Source organism: Melioribacteraceae bacterium (genome assembly GCA_030584085.1).
In the GTDB taxonomy this organism is placed as follows: Bacteria; Bacteroidota; Ignavibacteria; order Ignavibacteriales; family Melioribacteraceae; genus SURF-28.
The window spans coordinates 3,104,613-3,123,390 of the sequence record CP129490.1; the positions used below are offsets into that span (position 1 = coordinate 3,104,613).

At 33.5% G+C, this 18,778-nt stretch carries 10 protein-coding genes; 2 read left to right on the top strand and 8 right to left on the bottom strand.

Annotated elements, in window-relative coordinates; genetic code table 11:
* Window positions 1-121: 121 nt before the first annotated feature.
* A complete protein-coding gene (htpX, locus tag QY331_14065) occupies window positions 122-967 on the bottom strand; it encodes a zinc metalloprotease HtpX (protein WKZ69082.1) in 846 nt (281 codons plus the stop codon).
* 151 nt (window positions 968-1,118) lie between these two features.
* Between htpX and porQ the strand changes: the two genes are divergently transcribed.
* Complete coding sequence (gene porQ / locus QY331_14070) at window positions 1,119-2,048, top strand: type IX secretion system protein PorQ (GenBank protein ID WKZ69083.1); 930 nt, start codon at window positions 1,119-1,121, stop codon at window positions 2,046-2,048.
* Here the strand turns inward: porQ and QY331_14075 are convergent.
* The 4 genes from QY331_14075 to aceE form a co-directional block, all read right to left on the bottom strand.
* Window positions 2,038-3,219 (bottom strand): tetratricopeptide repeat protein, encoded by a 1,182-nt coding sequence (locus QY331_14075; GenBank protein WKZ69084.1) that lies wholly within the window; start codon window positions 3,217-3,219, stop codon window positions 2,038-2,040. The two genes, porQ and QY331_14075, sit on opposite strands and share 11 nt — an antisense overlap.
* A 6-nt stretch (window positions 3,220-3,225) precedes the next feature.
* Window positions 3,226-4,638 (bottom strand): dihydrolipoyl dehydrogenase, encoded by a 1,413-nt coding sequence (lpdA, locus tag QY331_14080; protein ID WKZ69085.1) that lies wholly within the window; start codon window positions 4,636-4,638, stop codon window positions 3,226-3,228.
* Window positions 4,639-4,705: 67 nt separating this feature from the next.
* A complete protein-coding gene (locus QY331_14085) occupies window positions 4,706-6,385 on the bottom strand; it encodes a dihydrolipoyllysine-residue acetyltransferase (protein ID WKZ69086.1) in 1,680 nt (559 codons plus the stop codon).
* Window positions 6,386-6,410: 25 nt separating this feature from the next.
* Window positions 6,411-9,095: a pyruvate dehydrogenase (acetyl-transferring), homodimeric type gene (aceE, locus tag QY331_14090; GenBank protein WKZ69087.1), complete on the bottom strand. Its 2,685-nt coding sequence runs from the start codon at window positions 9,093-9,095 to the stop codon at window positions 6,411-6,413.
* Between the two features lie 212 nt (window positions 9,096-9,307).
* Between aceE and QY331_14095 the strand changes: the two genes are divergently transcribed.
* A complete protein-coding gene (locus QY331_14095; GenBank protein ID WKZ69088.1) occupies window positions 9,308-10,678 on the top strand; it encodes a hypothetical protein in 1,371 nt (456 codons plus the stop codon).
* Here the strand turns inward: QY331_14095 and mfd are convergent.
* From mfd to QY331_14110, 3 genes are all read right to left on the bottom strand, one after another.
* Window positions 10,652-14,041: a transcription-repair coupling factor gene (gene mfd, locus QY331_14100; GenBank protein WKZ69089.1), complete on the bottom strand. Its 3,390-nt coding sequence runs from the start codon at window positions 14,039-14,041 to the stop codon at window positions 10,652-10,654. The two genes, QY331_14095 and mfd, sit on opposite strands and share 27 nt — an antisense overlap.
* A gap of 776 nt (window positions 14,042-14,817) precedes the next feature.
* Window positions 14,818-16,182: a sigma-54 dependent transcriptional regulator gene (locus QY331_14105; protein WKZ69090.1), complete on the bottom strand. Its 1,365-nt coding sequence runs from the start codon at window positions 16,180-16,182 to the stop codon at window positions 14,818-14,820.
* Window positions 16,157-18,583: a HAMP domain-containing sensor histidine kinase gene (locus QY331_14110; protein ID WKZ69091.1), complete on the bottom strand. Its 2,427-nt coding sequence runs from the start codon at window positions 18,581-18,583 to the stop codon at window positions 16,157-16,159. Before QY331_14110 ends, QY331_14105 begins: the two co-directional genes overlap by 26 nt.
* Between the last annotated feature and the right edge of the window lie 195 nt (window positions 18,584-18,778).

Genomic DNA, 18,778 nt, shown 5'->3' on the forward strand with positions numbered 1-18,778 from the left:
TAATAATTTCTTGAAAATTGTGATAGGAAGTTAAAACTACTTTTCTAAAATAAAAAGTGGAATTACTATTAATATTGAAAGGAATACCCCGAGAGATTGCCTCTCGGAGTATTAAAAAGATTTATCTTCTACCGGCGGCAATTTCTTGTAAACGTTTTATTCTTTCTTCAACAGGAGGGTGAGTTGAAAAAAGTTTCATCATAGATTTTCCGGCGAATGGATTTACTATAAACATATGAGCCGATGATGTGCCGGCATTTCTCATAGGCATTTGCTTATTACTCATTTGTAATTTATTTAAAGCACCCGCTAATGCAAGAGGCTGACCCGATATTTCGGCACCACCAGCATCTGCCATGAACTCTCTTGATCTTGAAATTGCTAGCTGAATAAGTACAGCAATAATCGGAGATAAAATCAATAAAACTAAAGATGAAATCGTATCTCCCGAATCTCTGTCTCTCCCGCTGAACATCATTGTATATCCCGCCATTCTAGCAACGAAAGTAATTGTACCGACCAATGTTGCCGTAATTGTACTAATTAGAATATCTCTATTTTTAATATGCGCAAGCTCGTGTGCTAAAACGCCTTCCAATTCTTTCTGATCAAGAATTCTTAAAATGCCAGAAGTTACCGCAACGGCCGCATTGTCGGGATTTCTTCCGGTTGCAAAAGCATTGGGTGTTGGATTATCAGCTATGTAAACTTTTGGCATTGGTAATTGAGCTTTCTCAGCAAGCATTGCAACACTGTCGTACAAACGAGGATTATTCTCTCTTGTTATTTCCTGTGCTTTGTACATCTTTAAAACAATTTTATCTGAAAACCAGTAGGCTCCAAAGTTAAGCGCTAATGAAAATACAAACGCAATAATTAATCCGGTTTCCCCGCCTAAAGCTGAACCAACCAGCAGAAAGAGAACCATCATCAAGGTCATCAAAAATACAGTCTTAACAGAATTCATTTTACTCCTCATTATTTTATACGAGCAAATTTAACATAAATATTTTTCACTTTGTTCCTTAAGGATACTTTATCCAATATATCGACCTTTAATTTTACCTTGCCATTCGATTCAATTATAATTAATATCGACAGTTAAAATTGAGGAAAATATGAAGCGTTATCTCGGGATTTTAATTCTTTTTTCAACTTTTTCGATACTTTTTGCACAGAATACTTTTGAATTTTTAAGATTGGATATGAGTCCCAGAGCAGCGGCTTTAGGTGGAAGTTATGTTGCAAGTAACGATGATCCGAATGTTATCTTCTATAATCCCTCCGGTATTAATTTCTTGGAAAACAGACCGGCTTCATTTTCTTTTGTCAAACATTTAGTTGATATAAATTCTGCAAGCTTAACTTACTCACAAGAATTTGATGAAATAGGAAGATTTGGAATTGGTGTTCAATATATAAATTACGGTACATTTACCGAAGCCGATGTAAGCGGTAATGAACTTGGTGAATTTAGTGCAAATGAATTCGCATTACTAATTGGTTACGGAAATGAACTTGATGAAAATTTTTATTACGGTGCGAACGTAAAATTTGTTTATTCGGGTATTGCTGATTATTCCGCAACAGGCGTTGCTCTTGATTTAGGTTTACATTATGCTTTACCTGATGATGGCTGGAACTTCGGGCTATCTTTTTTGAATATCGGGACTCAACTTTCATCGTATTTTGAGAGCAAAGAAGATCTTCCTTTAGACATTCGATTCGGTCTTACAAAACAACTTGCTCACACCCCTTTCAAGTTTTACGCTTCATTGAACAGGTTGAATGAAGATTATGAAAACTTTGGTGATAGATTTAAACAAGTAACTGTAGGTGCAGAAATTAAATTCAGCAGTCCGCTCAGAATTCGAATTGGTTACGAAAATGAAAAACGTAAAGAATACAAGGTAGGCAGTTCATCCGGGCTAGCCGGTTTTAATTTGGGATTAGGATTTAAGGTTAGTGATTATACGATTGATTATGCATTTTCATCAATGGGTTCGATTGGGGCTTTACATAGATTTGGTGTTTCTACTACCTTTTAAAAGGCGATTTTAATAATTCTTTTGCTGTTTTGTGTGAATTGTTATATTCATCGAGATCTAATACTTCTTCATAATAAAAAATTGCTTTTTTACGATCACCGAGATGGTCATAAATCTTTCCCAATAGAAGTAACGAGACCACATTAAATCCATCATCTTCCTGATCAAAAGAAATAGATAAATCGGAACATTCTTTATAAAATTTTATTGCTTGATCAAAATCTGCAGCCCGCCAATATTTATCTGCAATATAATATGCTGCTTCTCTTTGTAATTTTTTACCGTAACCAATTTGCTTATTGATACATCGATTATAAATCTCTTCAAACTCTTCTGTTGATTTCGTAATCTCGGAAACTCGTCTTAACAATCGTGCATAATATTTATGGAATGTGGAGTTGTTAGGAAATTGCTGAATTAATTCCTTAGCAAAATTAAGAGCCGTTGAATTATCATCTTCAAATTGATAATACAATGTCATCAAAAAATATTTTGATTCTACTCTTGTGTACTTTCCATTTTTTGATGCGTTAAGCAGTTGTTTTATTCCTTTTGTGCGATCTCCTTTTGGGAAAAAGAACATAATTGGTTTTAAGAAAGTATATTTTTCGGGAATCACTTCTGCGTAATAATTATAAATCCCGAACCCAAACTGTACATCAACATTTTTCGGATCAAGCTTGTAGGCTTCATTAACAAGAGGAAGAGCATCTTTACCGTCCGCAGCGGCATCAAGCCATTCTTCTCTGATGGAATAAAATCTTCCTCTAAATCCTAAAGCACCCCCTTTGAAAAAAAGTGCATCAACATTATTTGGATTTTTTTCCAAAAGATCATCACAAAAATTGATTGTTTCATTCAGTTGATTTACAAACAAATCGTCATATTGCTCATCATCTAAATCAACCATGATCTTCCACCAAGTAATCATAGCAGGGAAGAATTTGACGAAAGGATGTTTAGGGTTCTCCTTTTTGATTAGACCATAAGTTTCTTGAGCATTTTCAAATTGAAGAGCATAGATTTGATTTATACCTACGTGAACAAGAGAATCAAATTTGGCAGTCTGAGCAAACCCAATTGTAGAAATGAAAAGTATGCATAAAATAATAACCCACGATTTTAGCCGTGGGTTATTATCATTAAAAAAATATTGAATTATTAAATTCATAAAAAATTATTTTCGTTTTGGTCTGTAAATATGCGTTGCTTCACCAAAATATGATTCCGCACTTTCCATAACAGTTTCGGATAAGGTTGGATGCGCATGAATTGTTAACGCAACATCTTTTGCCAATGCCGCCATTTCAACAGCTAATGTACCTTCGGCAATCAATTCACCGGCACCAGCTCCAACAATTCCCATACCTAATATTCTCTCGGTTTCCGGATCAATAATTAATTTTGTTAAACCATCAAGTCTCTCGAGGGTTTTTGCTCTGCCGCTTGCAGCCCAAGGAAACTTTGCAACTTCTATCTTTATACCTTTTTCTTTGGCTTCGGTTTCATTTAAACCAACCCACGCTAATTCCGGATCGGTAAATACAACTGCCGGAATTGCAGCAGGTTCAAATACCACTTTATGTCCGGCAATTACTTCTGCAACAACCTTTCCCTCAGCAGTAGCTTTATGAGCCAACATCGGATTCCCGACTATATCTCCGACAGCAAAAATGTTCGGGTCATCTGTTCTTCTTTGTGAGTCTACTTTTACAAATCCTTTATCATCCAATTGAATTTTTGTATTCTCTAATCCCAATCCTTGTGTTACAGGTTTTCTTCCGACCGAAACAAGTACTTTATCAAATGTTTGTTCTTTTTCCTCTACCTTGTCACCTTCAAATGTGACTTTCAATCCGGATTTGGTTTCTTTAATATCTACAACTTTTGTGTTGAGGTATACATTTTCCATCATTGAGTTAACACGTTTCGAGAGAATAGAAACGAGATCACGGTCAGCACCTGGCAATAAACCTGAAGTCATTTCAACAACGATGACTTTACTTCCGAGAGCAGCATAAACTGTTCCGAGTTCAAGTCCGATGTAACCACCGCCGACAACCAATAATTTTTTAGGAATATCTTCAATCTCTAAAGCGGTCGTTGAATCTAAAATTCTCTTTGAGCCAATATCCAAACTAGGAACTTTAGCGGGAACTGAACCTGTAGCAAGAATTGCGTAATCAAAAGTGAGTTCTTCGGTTCCGCCTTCTGCTTTTTCAACTTTTATTTTAGATGAGTTGATAAATGTTGCAGTACCTTGAATAAAATTTATTTTTCTTTGTTTTATTAGTTGACCTAATCCACCTGTCATATGCGAAATTACTTTATTTTTCCATTCTCGAATTCTGTTTACATCTATTTCAGGTTTTCCAAATTTGATCCCCCAATGTTCGGCTTCTTTTGTTTCATTTAATAATTTTGCAACATGTAAAAGTGCTTTGGAAGGAATACATCCACGCTGTAAACAAACTCCGCCGGCTTTTTCATTTTTATCAATTAATGTTACATCCATTCCTAAATCGGCAGCCATAAATGCAGCCCCGTATCCACCGGTTCCCGCCCCAATAATTACTATTTTTTTTGACATTCTTTTCTCCAAAATTTTTGTCCAATTCAGTTCACCACAGAGAGCTCGAAGGACACAAAGTTAAATTTTATAACAAAATCTTAAATGGGTTTTCTAAGGATTCCACAATCCATCTTAAAAATCTGATTGCATCAGCACCGTCAATTATTCTATGATCATACGAAAGTGATAATGGAAGCATTTGTCTTGGTACAAATTCGCCATCTTTATAAACCGGTTCGTAGCTTCCTCTTGATACACCGAGTATTGCAACTTCTGGTGAATTGACAATTGGTGTAAAATAGGTACCGCCTATTCCGCCAAGATTACTTATAGAGAAGTTCCCTCCTTGCATATCTTCGAGAGCAATTTTCTTATCTCTCGCTTTACCAGCTATTTCACCAAGTTCAATAGAAAGTTTTGTTATACTTTTTTTGTCGACATCCTTTATTACAGGAACTAACAAACCACGTTCGGTATCAACAGCAATTCCAATATTAAAATATTTCTTATAAATAATTTCCTTCTTTTCCATATCAATGCTGCAATTGAATTGAGGAAATTGTTTTAAAGCTTCGGCTACAATTTTCAATAGAATAGCAGTGACTGTTAGTTTGCCACCGGCATTTTCAACTTGCTTAGAAAATTGCTTTCTAAATTTTTCGAGATCCGTTATATCAGCTTTATCGAATTGCGTTACATGAGGTATAGTAGCCCAAGCATATGAAAGATGTTCGGCTGTTTTCTTTCTAATGTTGTTCATTGGTTCACGTTCAATTTCACCCCATTTTGAAAAATCCGGTAATGTTTCAGATGAGATTCCAATTGCTCCGCCACCTTTGCTTATATTTTCATTCAAATTTTTCGCGAATGATTTCACATCTTCAATTGAAATTCTTCCACCCGGTCCTGATCCTCTTACCTGGTGAATATCAATTCCAATTTCCCTGGCAAATCTTCTTATGCTTGGTGATGCCGGTGCAATTTTTCCCGAAATTTCTTTTTTGAACTGTCTAGCCGAGTGAGTTGAATCTGCTGGAATTTCAACAGCTTTGGAAGATTCAGATCTCTCTTCAGATTTCTTTTCGACTTTTTCTTCCTTTTTCTCTTCAACCTTTTTTTCCGGTTCAGGGGATTTTTTTATTGCAGATCCAGAAGTTTCTAAAACCAAAACTGTTTCACCAACTTTTGCTTTTTGACCTTCTTTAATTTTTACTTCGGTCACTTTACCGCTTCTATCAATCGGCACTTCTACTGTTGCTTTATCGGTTTCAATTTCAAGAACCGGATCATCTTCATTTATATCATCTCCGACTTTAACCAAAATCGCAGTGACATCAGCACTCTCAATATTTTCACCAAGTTCGGGAAGTTTGAATTCATAACTTCCGGTAATTTCTTTTTGTGGTGATTCGGTTTTATTTTCTTTCACTTTTTCTTTTTTCGGTGTTTCATCTTTTTTCGCTTCGGTATTTTTCTCACTTGTTTTCGTTTCTTCTTTCTTCGGTGCATCTTCTGATTTTGACTCTCCGGATTTTTCAAGAGTCAAAATTACTTGTCCGACCTTTGCTGTCTCACCGGCTTTTATATGAACTTTAGTAATTTTTCCGCTAACATCTGATGGGACTTCAACTGTAGCTTTATCTGTTTCAATCTCTAATACAATATCATCAACATTTATTACATCACCTTCGGAAACAGTAACATTTACAATGTCAGCGGTTTCAATATTTTCGCCAAGTTCAGGTAATTTAAATTCAATAGCCATTTCAATTCCTAAGTTTAATTTTCAATTAAGATTTTGTTGGATTTGGTTTATCAAGATTAATTCCCAAATCCTTAACAGATTTTTTCAGAACATCAGCTTTCAATTTACCGTCTTGTACTAATGTGTGAAGAGTCGCATATACTATATGTTTTGCATCCACTTCAAAGAAGTCTCTAAGCGATGCACGTCCTTCACTTCTACCAAAACCAAAAGTTCCAAGCGATGCATATTTTCCGGGCAAGTATCTTGAAATAGCATCTGATAATATTTGGACATAATCAGATGCAGAAACAAACACACCTTTTTCATCATTTGTAATTTCTTTAATGTAAGGATCCTTAGCTTTTTTAGTTGGATTCATTCTATTGAATCTTTCTGTATCCATTATATCCAAATGGAGTTCTTTATAGCTTGTAACACTCCAAACATCAACGGCAACAGCATATTGTTTTTCGAGAATCTCCGCTGCTTTTCTTACTTCATTTAGTATTGTACCACTTCCTAATAAATGAGCTTTTGCTTTTACGGATTTCTTTTTCGATTCACTGAATTTATACATTCCTTTTAATATGCCTTCTTTTGTTGCTGCCTTAGGCATAGTCGGCTGAACGTAACTTTCATTCATAACTGTAACGTAGTAGAACAAATCTTCTTGCTTTTCATACATTCTATAAATTCCTTCGCGAATAATGATTGCAAGTTCATAAGCATAAGCCGGATCATAAGCTTTAAGATTAGGAATTGGATATGCTAAAAGATGACTATTTCCGTCCTGATGCTGTAAACCTTCTCCGGCAAGTGTTGTTCTGCCGGCAGTAGCTCCAACTAAAAATCCTTTACATCTCATATCGGCTGCAGCCCAAGCCAAATCACCAATTCTCTGGAAACCAAACATTGAATAATAAGTGAAGAATGGAATTGTATTAACTCCATGATTAGCATACGATGTTCCGGCCGCAATAAATGAAGACATTGCTCCGGCTTCAGTAATTCCTTCTTCAAGTATTTGACCGTTCTTTGCCTCTTTATAATAAAGAAGACTGTCACGATCAACCGGTTCGTAAAGTTGACCCCCGTGTGCATAAATACCAATTTGACGGAAGAGAGATTCCATTCCGAATGTTCTTGCTTCATCCGGAACAATTGGCACAATTAGTTTACCAACTTCTTTATCCTTCAAAAGTTTAGTGAGAATTCTCACATAAACCATTGTAGTGGAAACTTCTCTATCATCGGTTCCTTTATAAAATTCTTCAAATAATTCTTCTGATGGAGTTTGGATAGACTGATTTTTTACAACTCTTTTCGGTACATAACCGCCAAGTGCTTTTCTTCTTTCTTTCAGATATTTTATTTCTGCGCTGTCTTCGGAAGGACGATAAAACGGAGCTTTTGAAACATCTTCATCAGAAATAGGAATACCAAAACGAGTTCTAAATTCTCCGAGTTCTTCTTCGTTTAATTTTTTCTGTTGATGTGTAATATTTTTTCCTTCACCGGCTTCACCTAGTCCGTATCCTTTAATTGTCTTCGCAAGGATGACCGTCGGCTTTCCGTTATTATTTTCGACGGCGGTTTTATAAGCGGCATAAACTTTTTCGGGATCATGTCCGCCGCGTTTCATTTTTTGTAATTGTTCATCGGAGAGATCTTTAACTAATTCTTTTAACTCGGGATATTTTCCCCAGAAATTTTCTCTTATGTATGATCCATCTTCGACAATATACTTTTGCGATTCACCGTCAATCATTTCATTCATTCGTTTAACCAGTAAACCTGTTTTATCATTTTCAAGAAGCGGATCCCAATCACTTCCCCAAACAACTTTAATTACATTCCAACCGGCACCACGAAATCCTGCTTCTAATTCCTGAATAATTTTTGAATTACCACGAACCGGTCCGTCTAATCTTTGTAAGTTGCAGTTAATCACAAAAATCAGATTATCTAATTTTTCACGAACTGCAAGAGAAATTGCACCAAGAGTTTCTGGTTCATCTGTTTCACCGTCGCCAAGAAATGCCCAAACTTTTGCACCTGTATCTTTCTTAAGTCCGCGATCTTCCAAATATCTATTAAACCTAGCTTGATAAATTGCTTGAATAGGACCAAGTCCCATTGATACAGTTGGGAATTCCCAAAAATCCGGCATTAGCCAAGGGTGTGGATAAGATGAAAGTCCACCACCGGGTTTTAGTTCTCGTCTAAAATTTTCTAATTGTTCAACCGATAATCTTCCTTCAAGAAAAGCTCTTGCATAAATTCCGGGTGCGGCATGACCTTGGAAATAGATCATGTCACCTTCGTTATTATCATCTTTGCCTCTGAAAAAATGATTGAACCCGATTTCATACAAAGTTGCAGCAGAAGCATATGTTGATATATGTCCGCCTATTCCTGGTTCTTCACGATTTGCACGGACAACCATTGCCATTGCATTCCAACGAATTAAACTTTTTATTCGGCGTTCAATTTCTCTTCCTCCCGGGAAATGTGGTTGTTGACTTCTAGGGATGGTATTGATGTATGGTGTATTTGCAGTGAAAGGTAATTCCACGCCGGATTCATGTGCATATGTATCTAAATCGTGAAGTAATTCTTTTACACGTTCCGGACCATATGCTTGTAAAATATACTCAAGTGACTCTAACCATTCCTTTCTTTCAATATCTTTAAGATTCTCTGCACCATTGTTTTTGTTATCAGCCATAATTTATCCTTTGAATTTATTCAATTTTCGCAATTTTTAAGAAAATATGACACGCTCTCTTAAATATCGACCAGAAATGTAAGAATATTCTTGATAAAGTTGTAGTCTATGTAAAGTATACTTTACATGATTTATCTATATCAAAAAAAAAGTATAGAATTAGTATAAAATTAATTAACTTGAAATACTAAATAGTGGTGCACAAGATTGTAATGGCAATAAAACGAAAGTTTACTACAAAAAAGATTACAGCCTATTCAGTGCTGATTCTAACAATTCTACTAATACTTATAAATCTAAATTCTCTTGTAAATATTCTAAACTCATTTCTACCAAACAATGACGATATAAAACCTGCTTATGAAAATGAAAAGTTAATTCTAATAGCTAACTTTATTAGTAATGAGAATAATTTGAATTTCGATATCAGATTAAAAGAAGCATTTAACCGAGCTTTTTGGTCTTCTAACGTTAGAATTGAAATATTAGATTCAAGCCTCCAAAGTGAAAATATAAATTCAATGTGGCATCAAGGCAAAATTTATAATGCAACCATTGTTATTGGTGGTAGAGTAGATAAGTATGGTATAAAACCAATGTTGTTTTTGCCCAAAATCTCACCAGGTAAGTATGATAATGAAGAAGTCCAAGAAGATTTTTATTACAAGTCGGAAATCACAAATGCACTTGCAGCAGTTGAATTAGGTTTTGTAAAAAATGATGTTTCAGAAAATCTTAAAAACCATGCTCTCCCTATTCTTACACCCCAGTTTGAGTTTTCAGAAATACCATCTTCTGAAAAACTTTATAATGAAATTATTATAAAGGATTTGCCCAATTCTCTTATTTATTTAAGTAAGGCTTTATTAGGGATAATAGCTTATCTGGAAAAGGATTTTAGGACTGCTGAATATCTTTTGGATGCTGCAATAAAGTTAACTCAAAATTATTTGTTATGGCCACTAAATATCGATAATTTATTTTATTATGCTGGTAAAACAAAATTGGAAAGTAAGCAATATGATTTAGCTGAGCATTACTTAAACAATGCTCTTCAATTGACTCGAAGCAAAATTACTCGCCTAAGGTCTTACATCTACTTATCACTAATAGAACACAGAAAAAAGAATTTTGAAAAATCCAAGACATATTGTGAGATAGTCTTTTCGGAGAGTATTGAAGATGGCTATTATTTCACAAAAAGTGATAGATATAGCCTATATCTCTACTATGCAAGAGTATGTTATGATTTGGGAGAATATAAACTAGCAGAAAAATACTTTTCAAAACTGTATGAGGCAAAAGAAGATACAAGCAAAAGTATGTTCACTGAGCTAAATTTCAAAATTGGTCTCTCTAATTATTTTGAAGAAAGATACGAAGAATCAAAACCTTATATATATAGAGCATTTAAAACTGATACAACAAATTCTAAGTTTCTTTATTGGATGGGTATGATCAACGGTATATTTAACAATACTGATAGTTGTTGTTACTATCTAAGCAAAGCATATATCGCAGAAAATGATTCAGTAGATCGTGCAGATGTCAAAAACTTAATGAGTAAGTTGGGATGTGACTAATTCATTATTCAAGATTTTTTCTACTTCTTTACAGAATTTAATAACGTATTGAAGAGTATCCGATGGATCGGAATATTTATTTTCCATTTCTAATTTCATTGTATCATTTTTTTGAACGAAGCGTACATCTTTTGAGTGGACTTCCATAATCCATTTTAGAAAATCCGGAAATTGATTCTTGTAATAATTTTCATACTCTCCTTTAGGAAAAACAAGAGTTATTTGCTTACGTTGAATAATAATTCTTTCAAACATTGCATAAGATGCATAATATCTAAGTTTAGCCGCGTTGATAAGGTGTTTGACCATTTTCGGAAATTTACCGAAGCGATCTTCCATTTCTTCAATTGTTTCGGCAAATTCTTCTTCTTTTAAAACTGAAAAGAGCGCTGTGTAAAAACTGAGTCTATCCGATTGATCCGGCATATAATTTTTAGGAATTCCGATTTCGAAATATGTGTCAATTTTTGGCTCGGTTCTATCTTTTGGTTTCGGTAAATTTTTAAATACATCTTGGAATTCTTCATGCTTAAGTTCTTCAACTGCCGCATCAAGCAATTTCACATACATGTCAAAACCAACGGTATCTATTGTTCCGCTTTGTTCCGTTCCTAATAAATTTCCTGCACCGCGAATTTCTAAATCACGCATTGATAAACTGAAACCTTCTCCAAGTTCGGTATATTCTTCAATTGCTTGTAATCGTCTTACAGCATTTTTCGTGATTGTTTTTAGTGATGGAACAATTAAATAAGCATAAGCTTGTCTATCCGACCTTCCTACTCTTCCACGTAATTGATGAAGTTCGGCAAGTCCGAATCTATCAGCTCGATTTATAATAATTGTATTAACATTAGGTATATCGAGTCCGCTTTCAATAATTTTTGTAGCCAACAACATATGATACTTTTTATTCAAGAAATCATAGATAACTTTTTCGAGTTGTGATGGTTTCATTTGACCATGCGCAATTCCGATTTTTATTTCGGGAATATGTTTTTCAATATATGCGGCAATTTTATCTATTGATTGCACTCTATCATGAACAAAATATATTTGTCCGTCTCTTTGAATTTCGCTTAAAACCCATTTACGAATGTTGTCGATGTCAAACTTTTCTACTCGTGTGTAAATTGGTTGTCTGTTCGGAGGCGGAGTTGCAATAATTGATAAATCTCTTGCGCCAAGTAAAGATAAATTTAATGTTCGTGGAATCGGAGTAGCAGTTAATGCGAGCGTATCAACATTTGCACGATAGGTTCTTAACTTCTCTTTTGCCATAACTCCAAAACGATGTTCTTCATCTATTATAAGTAAACCAAGGTCTTTGAATTTTATATCTTTAGAAAGAAGTCTATGAGTTCCGATAATTACATCAACATTTCCATTTGCAAGTTGCTTAACTGTTTCAGTCTGCTGAGTCTTTGTTCTAAATCTTGATAAGACTTCAACTTTGACAGGAAATTGGGCTAATCGATCTTTGAATGTATTGAAATGCTGTTCGGTTAATATAGTTGTTGGAACCAACAACGCAACTTGTTTACCGTCGCTTACGGCTTTGAAAGCAGCACGAACAGCTATTTCTGTTTTACCGAAACCAACATCACCACAGACCAGTCTATCCATTGGGTTTACCGATTCCATATCGCCTTTTACTTCATCGGTAACCTTTACTTGATCAACCGTGTCTTCATAAAAGAAAGAAGCTTCCAACTCTTTCTGCCAAATTGTATCGGGATTAAATTTGTATCCAACTGAAGCTTTTCTTTTAGCGTAGAGTTTTATCAAATCACGCGCGGCATCTTTAATCTTATTTTTAACTTTCTTCTTTGCTGCTTTCCATTCATTGCTGCCAAGAACAGAAAGTTTTGGTTCTGCATTATCTTTTGATGAAAACTTTTTAACTAAAGAGAGATAGTTTAGATTTACATAAACTTTTCCGCCTTCGGCATAAAGAATTTTGATACTTTCTTGTTCCGTTTCACCAATTTTAATAGTCTCCAATCCGGCATAACGACCGATTCCAAAAGTTTCGTGAACTACAAAATCGCCAATTTTTAATGAAGCAAATTCCTTTGCACGATTTTTTTTGAATTGTTGTCGCTGAGAAATTTTTGTTCGATAAGGTTTATTAAAAATCTGGTAATCCGAGAGCACAAGAAACTTTTCTTCTTTACAAACAAAACCGGTTTTTATAGGAAGCACATCAATTTTAATTTTACCGGTATCTATCAAATCTCTCAATTCAATTTTGAATTCGGATAGAAGCTCTGTCATTCTTCTTGATTGTAATTCATTTTCAGTAGTTATAGCGATTTCAAAACCTTTTTTCGCATAATCTGTAAGCAGATTGAACAACAGTTCGAAATTGGAATTGATTAGTTGAGCGTCATTGATTTTGAGATTGTTATAGTTTTCAGAACTACCAAGTTCATCTTCAATTATCCATCTAGCATTTTTTGAGAAGAGTGATTCTTTACTATCTACGAAAAATTTTTCTGCGATTATTTCATCAGCATTTTCAATCTCAATTTCACCATCAAACAGTTCTTTTTTAAGTTCTTCATCAAATTCGTCAATAATTTTTTCTTTCGATGGTTGGATTTCATTCTTAAATAAATTTTCAATCTCATAAGATGATGCGAATACAATTGCTTCTTTTAAATAGTCTAAAATGTGTGAAGAATTTTCTGCGGAAATATCTTCTAATGAAGAAGCAAGCGTTACGCACTCAACTCTGTTGGAAGAGCGTTGTGTTTCGGAATCAAAGTATCTAATTGATTCAATAAAATCGCCGTCATATTCCAAACGGCACGGCTGCTTTTCACTGTATGACCAAAAATCAATTATCGAACCGCGAACCGCGAAGCTTCCGGGTCCGTCGACAAACCTATCTTTATCATAGTTTAGTAAACTGAGATACTCAATCAGTTCATCATAACTGAATTCCGTACCGCTGACAATTTTGGTAGTATTTTTTTCAATTGTTTCTTGAGATGGAAGTGGTGTTTGCAAAATTTTATAAGTGGAAACAAGAACTAATTTTTCCTTTTGATTAATTTCAGTAATTCTCTCTTGAATGGTTTCTTCATCAAATTTGTCAATCGTAATTACATGCTTACCTAACCCGAGAATTGTTAACTCTACATTTGTTTCGTTTACGGATTTAGTATCCGGCAATAATATTAAGACTGATTTTTCTTTTTCAGCAAGTGCGGCAATAAAAATTGATTTAACAGAATCCGGGATTGAAGAGATATAGAGTCTGGATTTGTCTTCGGTCAGATTTCTCAAGAGGCCAAAAAAATTCTGAAAACTTTTTAATTCATTTATTCTATTTATTAAAGCGAATTGATTAGTCATAATTTCAGTCTGAAACGACAACGGATTAAGTATCCATAAATCGATATTTCTAAAAAATTTTTTAAAATACACAATACGCCAATCACCTATAGAAGGCGCTGGGAATTGACTTTGTGAAATTAATTAAATTATATGATGAAAAAAATAGCTTTCGGATTTAGTGTAATGATATTTAAAGAATCAGCGAATGTTGTGGTGTTGCTCTTTAAAATCAATTATGAGGTCTTCAACCGCACCGTAATTTGAAAACGATAAATTCTTTTTACAATAACAGATTCCAAGAAAATAAGATTTTAAAATTACAAAATAGGTGTTATCAAGTTTTTGATACACTTTTATCGATCTATTTCCGACCCGCTTACCGTAAATAAATTTTAATTCAGATGTCAATTTATATTTAAGAGAATGTTCAAATCGGCGGGGCCAGGATTAACCGACCCCTAGAGAGAAGCAACCACCCTCATTCATCGGTTCATTACTTCAAAGAAGAATTACTATGATAGAAAGGGTTGCAAAAAATAAAGCTAAACTTATGATCAAATCCCTCTTTACTTGATTCTTGTTTTCGTAACTTTTATCGATTAACATGAGCCCAACTCTGATTATTTTGTAAATAATCACTCGATTCCACTATAATCAATTTGCATACCATTAAAATCTTATCTTTTGGAGTTTAGAACGGGGTGAGTTTTTAATAGAGTTGAAACTTTGAAACGAAATAGTTTTTTTCGTTGCACTTTTTGCAACACAAGAACTTCGGGAATACATGATTACAATTACGATTTTTCTATTTCATAACTCTTCATCTTCTTAAAAAGATTTGTACGATCGATACCAAGAGCATTTGCGGTTTCTTGGATTTTCCATTCATATTCATTTAGTGTTTTTAATATGTAGCGTTTCTCAAATTCTTGCCTAGCTTCCTTAAGAGAATTGAAATTCTTCAACTCAGTATTTTTTTCTAAGTGACGCAAAATTCCTTCGTCCAATGAATTAATAATATCCTCGAAGGTAATTGTATTCGAGACATTATATATCACTACTTTCTCTATAAGATTTTTTAGTTCCCTTACATTGCCGGGCCAATCATAACTTTTAAGCAAGCCAACAGCACGAGCATTAATCCCTTCAATTTTTTTATTATAGTCTTCATTAAATTTTTTAATGTAGAATTCAACCAATTTGGGAATATCATCTTTTCTATCTCTCAGCGGAGGTATATTTATTTTGACAACATTTAGTCTGTGAAATAAATCTTCTCTAAATTTACCTTGCTTAACAAGATCCGGTAAATTTTTATTTGTAGCACATATTACTCTTACATCAACTTTGCGTGGCTTATTGTCACCAATTAATTCAACTTCAGATTCTTCAACAGCACGCAATAATTTTGATTGTAATCGTAAATCCATATCACCAATTTCATCAAGAAATAATGTACCGCCATCAGCTTGAATAAACTTACCTTCGTGGTCGTTTGCTGCACCTGTAAATGATCCTTTCTTATGACCGAAAAATTCACTCTCTAATAATTCAGAAGGAATTGAGGCACAATTTATTTTTACATAAGGTTTGTCTCTTCTATCACTTTTTTCATGAAGTGCTCTTGCGATTAACTCTTTACCTGTACCGCTTTCACCGTATATTAGCACTTTAGCTCGTGTGGGTGCCATATGTTCAACCTTGTGCATAATATCTTCCATCCAAATGCTTTCATACACAATAGAATACTGTTTTGAAATCTCATCTTTCATTCTAATGTTTTCATCATAAAGAGATTTTATGGAAACGGCATTTTTTATTGTCACTAAAAGTTTATCAGGATCAATTGGCTTTTCTATAAAATCGTAAGCGCCGTCTTTTAAGGACTGAACCGCAGTTTGAATATCACTCTCACCGGAAATCATAATTATAGGAATGTGAGGATGTTTGGAATGAATGATTGTCAAAAGTTCCAAACCATCGATCTTAGGCATTTTAATATCAAGAAGAATAGCTTGGAACTGATCAACATTCTCAATTGATTCATATTTGCTCGGATCGTTTAGAGTTGTAACTACATAGTTTGTAAGTTCTAGTGTTTTTTTGATTGAAGCCAATAATCCGCTATCGTCATCAATTGCCAGAATTTTTTTGTTCATTATTAATAATTTTTTCTAGTGGTAAAAATATTTTAAATGTGCTGCCAATACCAAGCTTGGAATAAACTTCTATTTTGCCTTTATGCAAATCAATAATTTTTTTTGCAATCCTTAATCCTAATCCGTTACCTGTTGGTTTGGATGTAAAAGTTGTATTAAATACTTTTTTTAATGCACTTTCACTCATCCCCTCTCCGTGATCTGAAATTGTGATCATTACCTCTTTACACCGTGTGTCCGGATTCTCATCAATAATTTCTGCACTAATGCTGATTATACCCGAGTGATTCATTGCCTCGATTCCGTTTTCAATTATTACTTGAAAAACTTCTTTGATTTGATGGTCATCCGCATAAATATAGATGCTTCTATCTATTTGAACTTCAATTTGAATGCCATTATTTGTGAAGAATGAAAATGATTTTCTTACATCCTCTATAAGTTCGGCAAGATTTGTGATTTTAAATTTTGGTTTGTCAATATTAGTGAACCGTAAGAAGCCGCGTGTCAAATTATTAATTCTATCCAATTCGGCTTTCATCGCGTCAATATCACTTACTACTTCATCCTTTCCGATAAAATTCACTTTTTCTAATCTTAGACCTATTGCTTTAAGATTCAACAAGATTGATGATAAAGGTGTTTTAATATCATGTGCAATTTTTTGAATTGATTTAGACCAGACGTCTTTTTCAAATACATCTTTTAATTGGTTAAATTCTACTTGTGCATAAATTATTGGCTCATGTAAATACTTATTATCCTCAATTAGAATAAACTCTATTATATGATCATTAAGTTTTATCGTTTTCTTATTATCCCTAATCTCAGTTAAAAAATCTTCCCTATTTGTATTTATTTCTAATTCTTCAAGTAACTCGTCCAAGGAATTAATATTTATTGCATAATTAAATCTTGGTGATTTTTGAATTAACCATCCATATGAATCAAAAATTGCAAAAGAATGATTTCTTAGTATTGCGTGTTTTCGTTTAACAAAAAGTTGATAGACATTATAAAGAGTCAAGAGAATGAACATCAGTAGAAAATTCAAAATCAATAATAATATGGAGTAAATTGGGAGGGTATTATAGTTCTTATTTTCAATAATGTTGTAATAACTCATACCTTCCGAAGTGTTGATTAAAATTCCACTTTCGCTTGTTTTATTATTTTTATCTATTGAGATGAAATTCTTTTCATTTATTATGTGCCTAGAAAATTTTTTCTCCAGCAATAGATCAAATTTATCAGAATACATAAATACTTCATATTCAGAAAACAAATATAATTCTGGTTCTCCGTCATAATTATGATCAGAGATATATATCTTATAATCTTTCCCGGCACCTATAGATACTTGCTGCTTTACCTCAAGGTTTTCATCAACTAAAATTAATTTTCCTGAATTCGCAGCAATAATTGCATAATCCTTCCCACTTATTTTTATTGATTTAATGTCTGCACTAGTGCCAATTATCTCTAAGGTGTTTTTAATAATTAACGAATCATTTAATGAATGAACTTTTATTTTTCTCCTTAAGGTAGATGAAAAAGTCTCCATGACAAGAATTGAATTCTTATTATTATGTAAGTAAACTGAATATAAACCGGATTTGGGGTATTCACCAAAATTCTTGGGTTTACTGATCAAGTTCAGTTCGGGATCGAACATCAATATCCAATTCGTCATATCGTTAAATTTACCTTCGGGAATATTACCTGTTGCTGAACTCACTGAGACAATTACTTGATCAGCATCTTTTTCGGTACTAATTATTTCGTTATAAGTAAAAATGGAGGATACTTTAAATGAATTCGAAATTGTTCCGTTGGTTAAATCGTATGAGATAAAAACTCTTGGATGATGAGAATACCCAGCACCAATAAAGAAATAAAGTTCATTTTTTATTTTCCCAATATAATAACATGCGAGATCCCACATGAGGTTGTTATCTTTTTCACGAGTCAAGATAAATCTTTCTTTTTCGATATAACTCAATGAATGTAAATCAATAATTGTTAATAAAAGAGAATCTTTATCCACTGTGAATAAAATTATATCATCTTTTCCATCATCATTAATATCAGTAAAATGATTCCATCGAATGTCTCCTTTTCCTTTAGCTGAGAATTCTTCAACGAATAAATTTTCATCTATATAGAACAGTACAATAGATCTATTCGAAAAATCTTTATTTCCAAATTCAAACCATTCGCTCCTTCCATCTTTATCATAATCGTGCACCACAAACTTATTTTCGGAAGGTGAAAGTTCTCTTTCATTGGCTAATTTTAAATTGAGTGGTAAAACTGAACTATATAAATAGATTGATATTAAACCGGTTAGAAGAATTGAGATAAGAAATGAAATTATAAAAATATTTTTTCTATTAATCATATTTGAGTATGAGGTTTTTCAAACTTTGAAAGTTATATAAGAAATTTAAAAAAGTAAATTTAATTCGTTAGAAAGAATTGACAGCTTAAAAACTAATATATAATATCCCATTTATATGAAGTATTATATTTAGTTGGATTCAAAGCATCGCTATTTCAATCGCGACATTTTTATGTTATTTTTATAATTCACTTC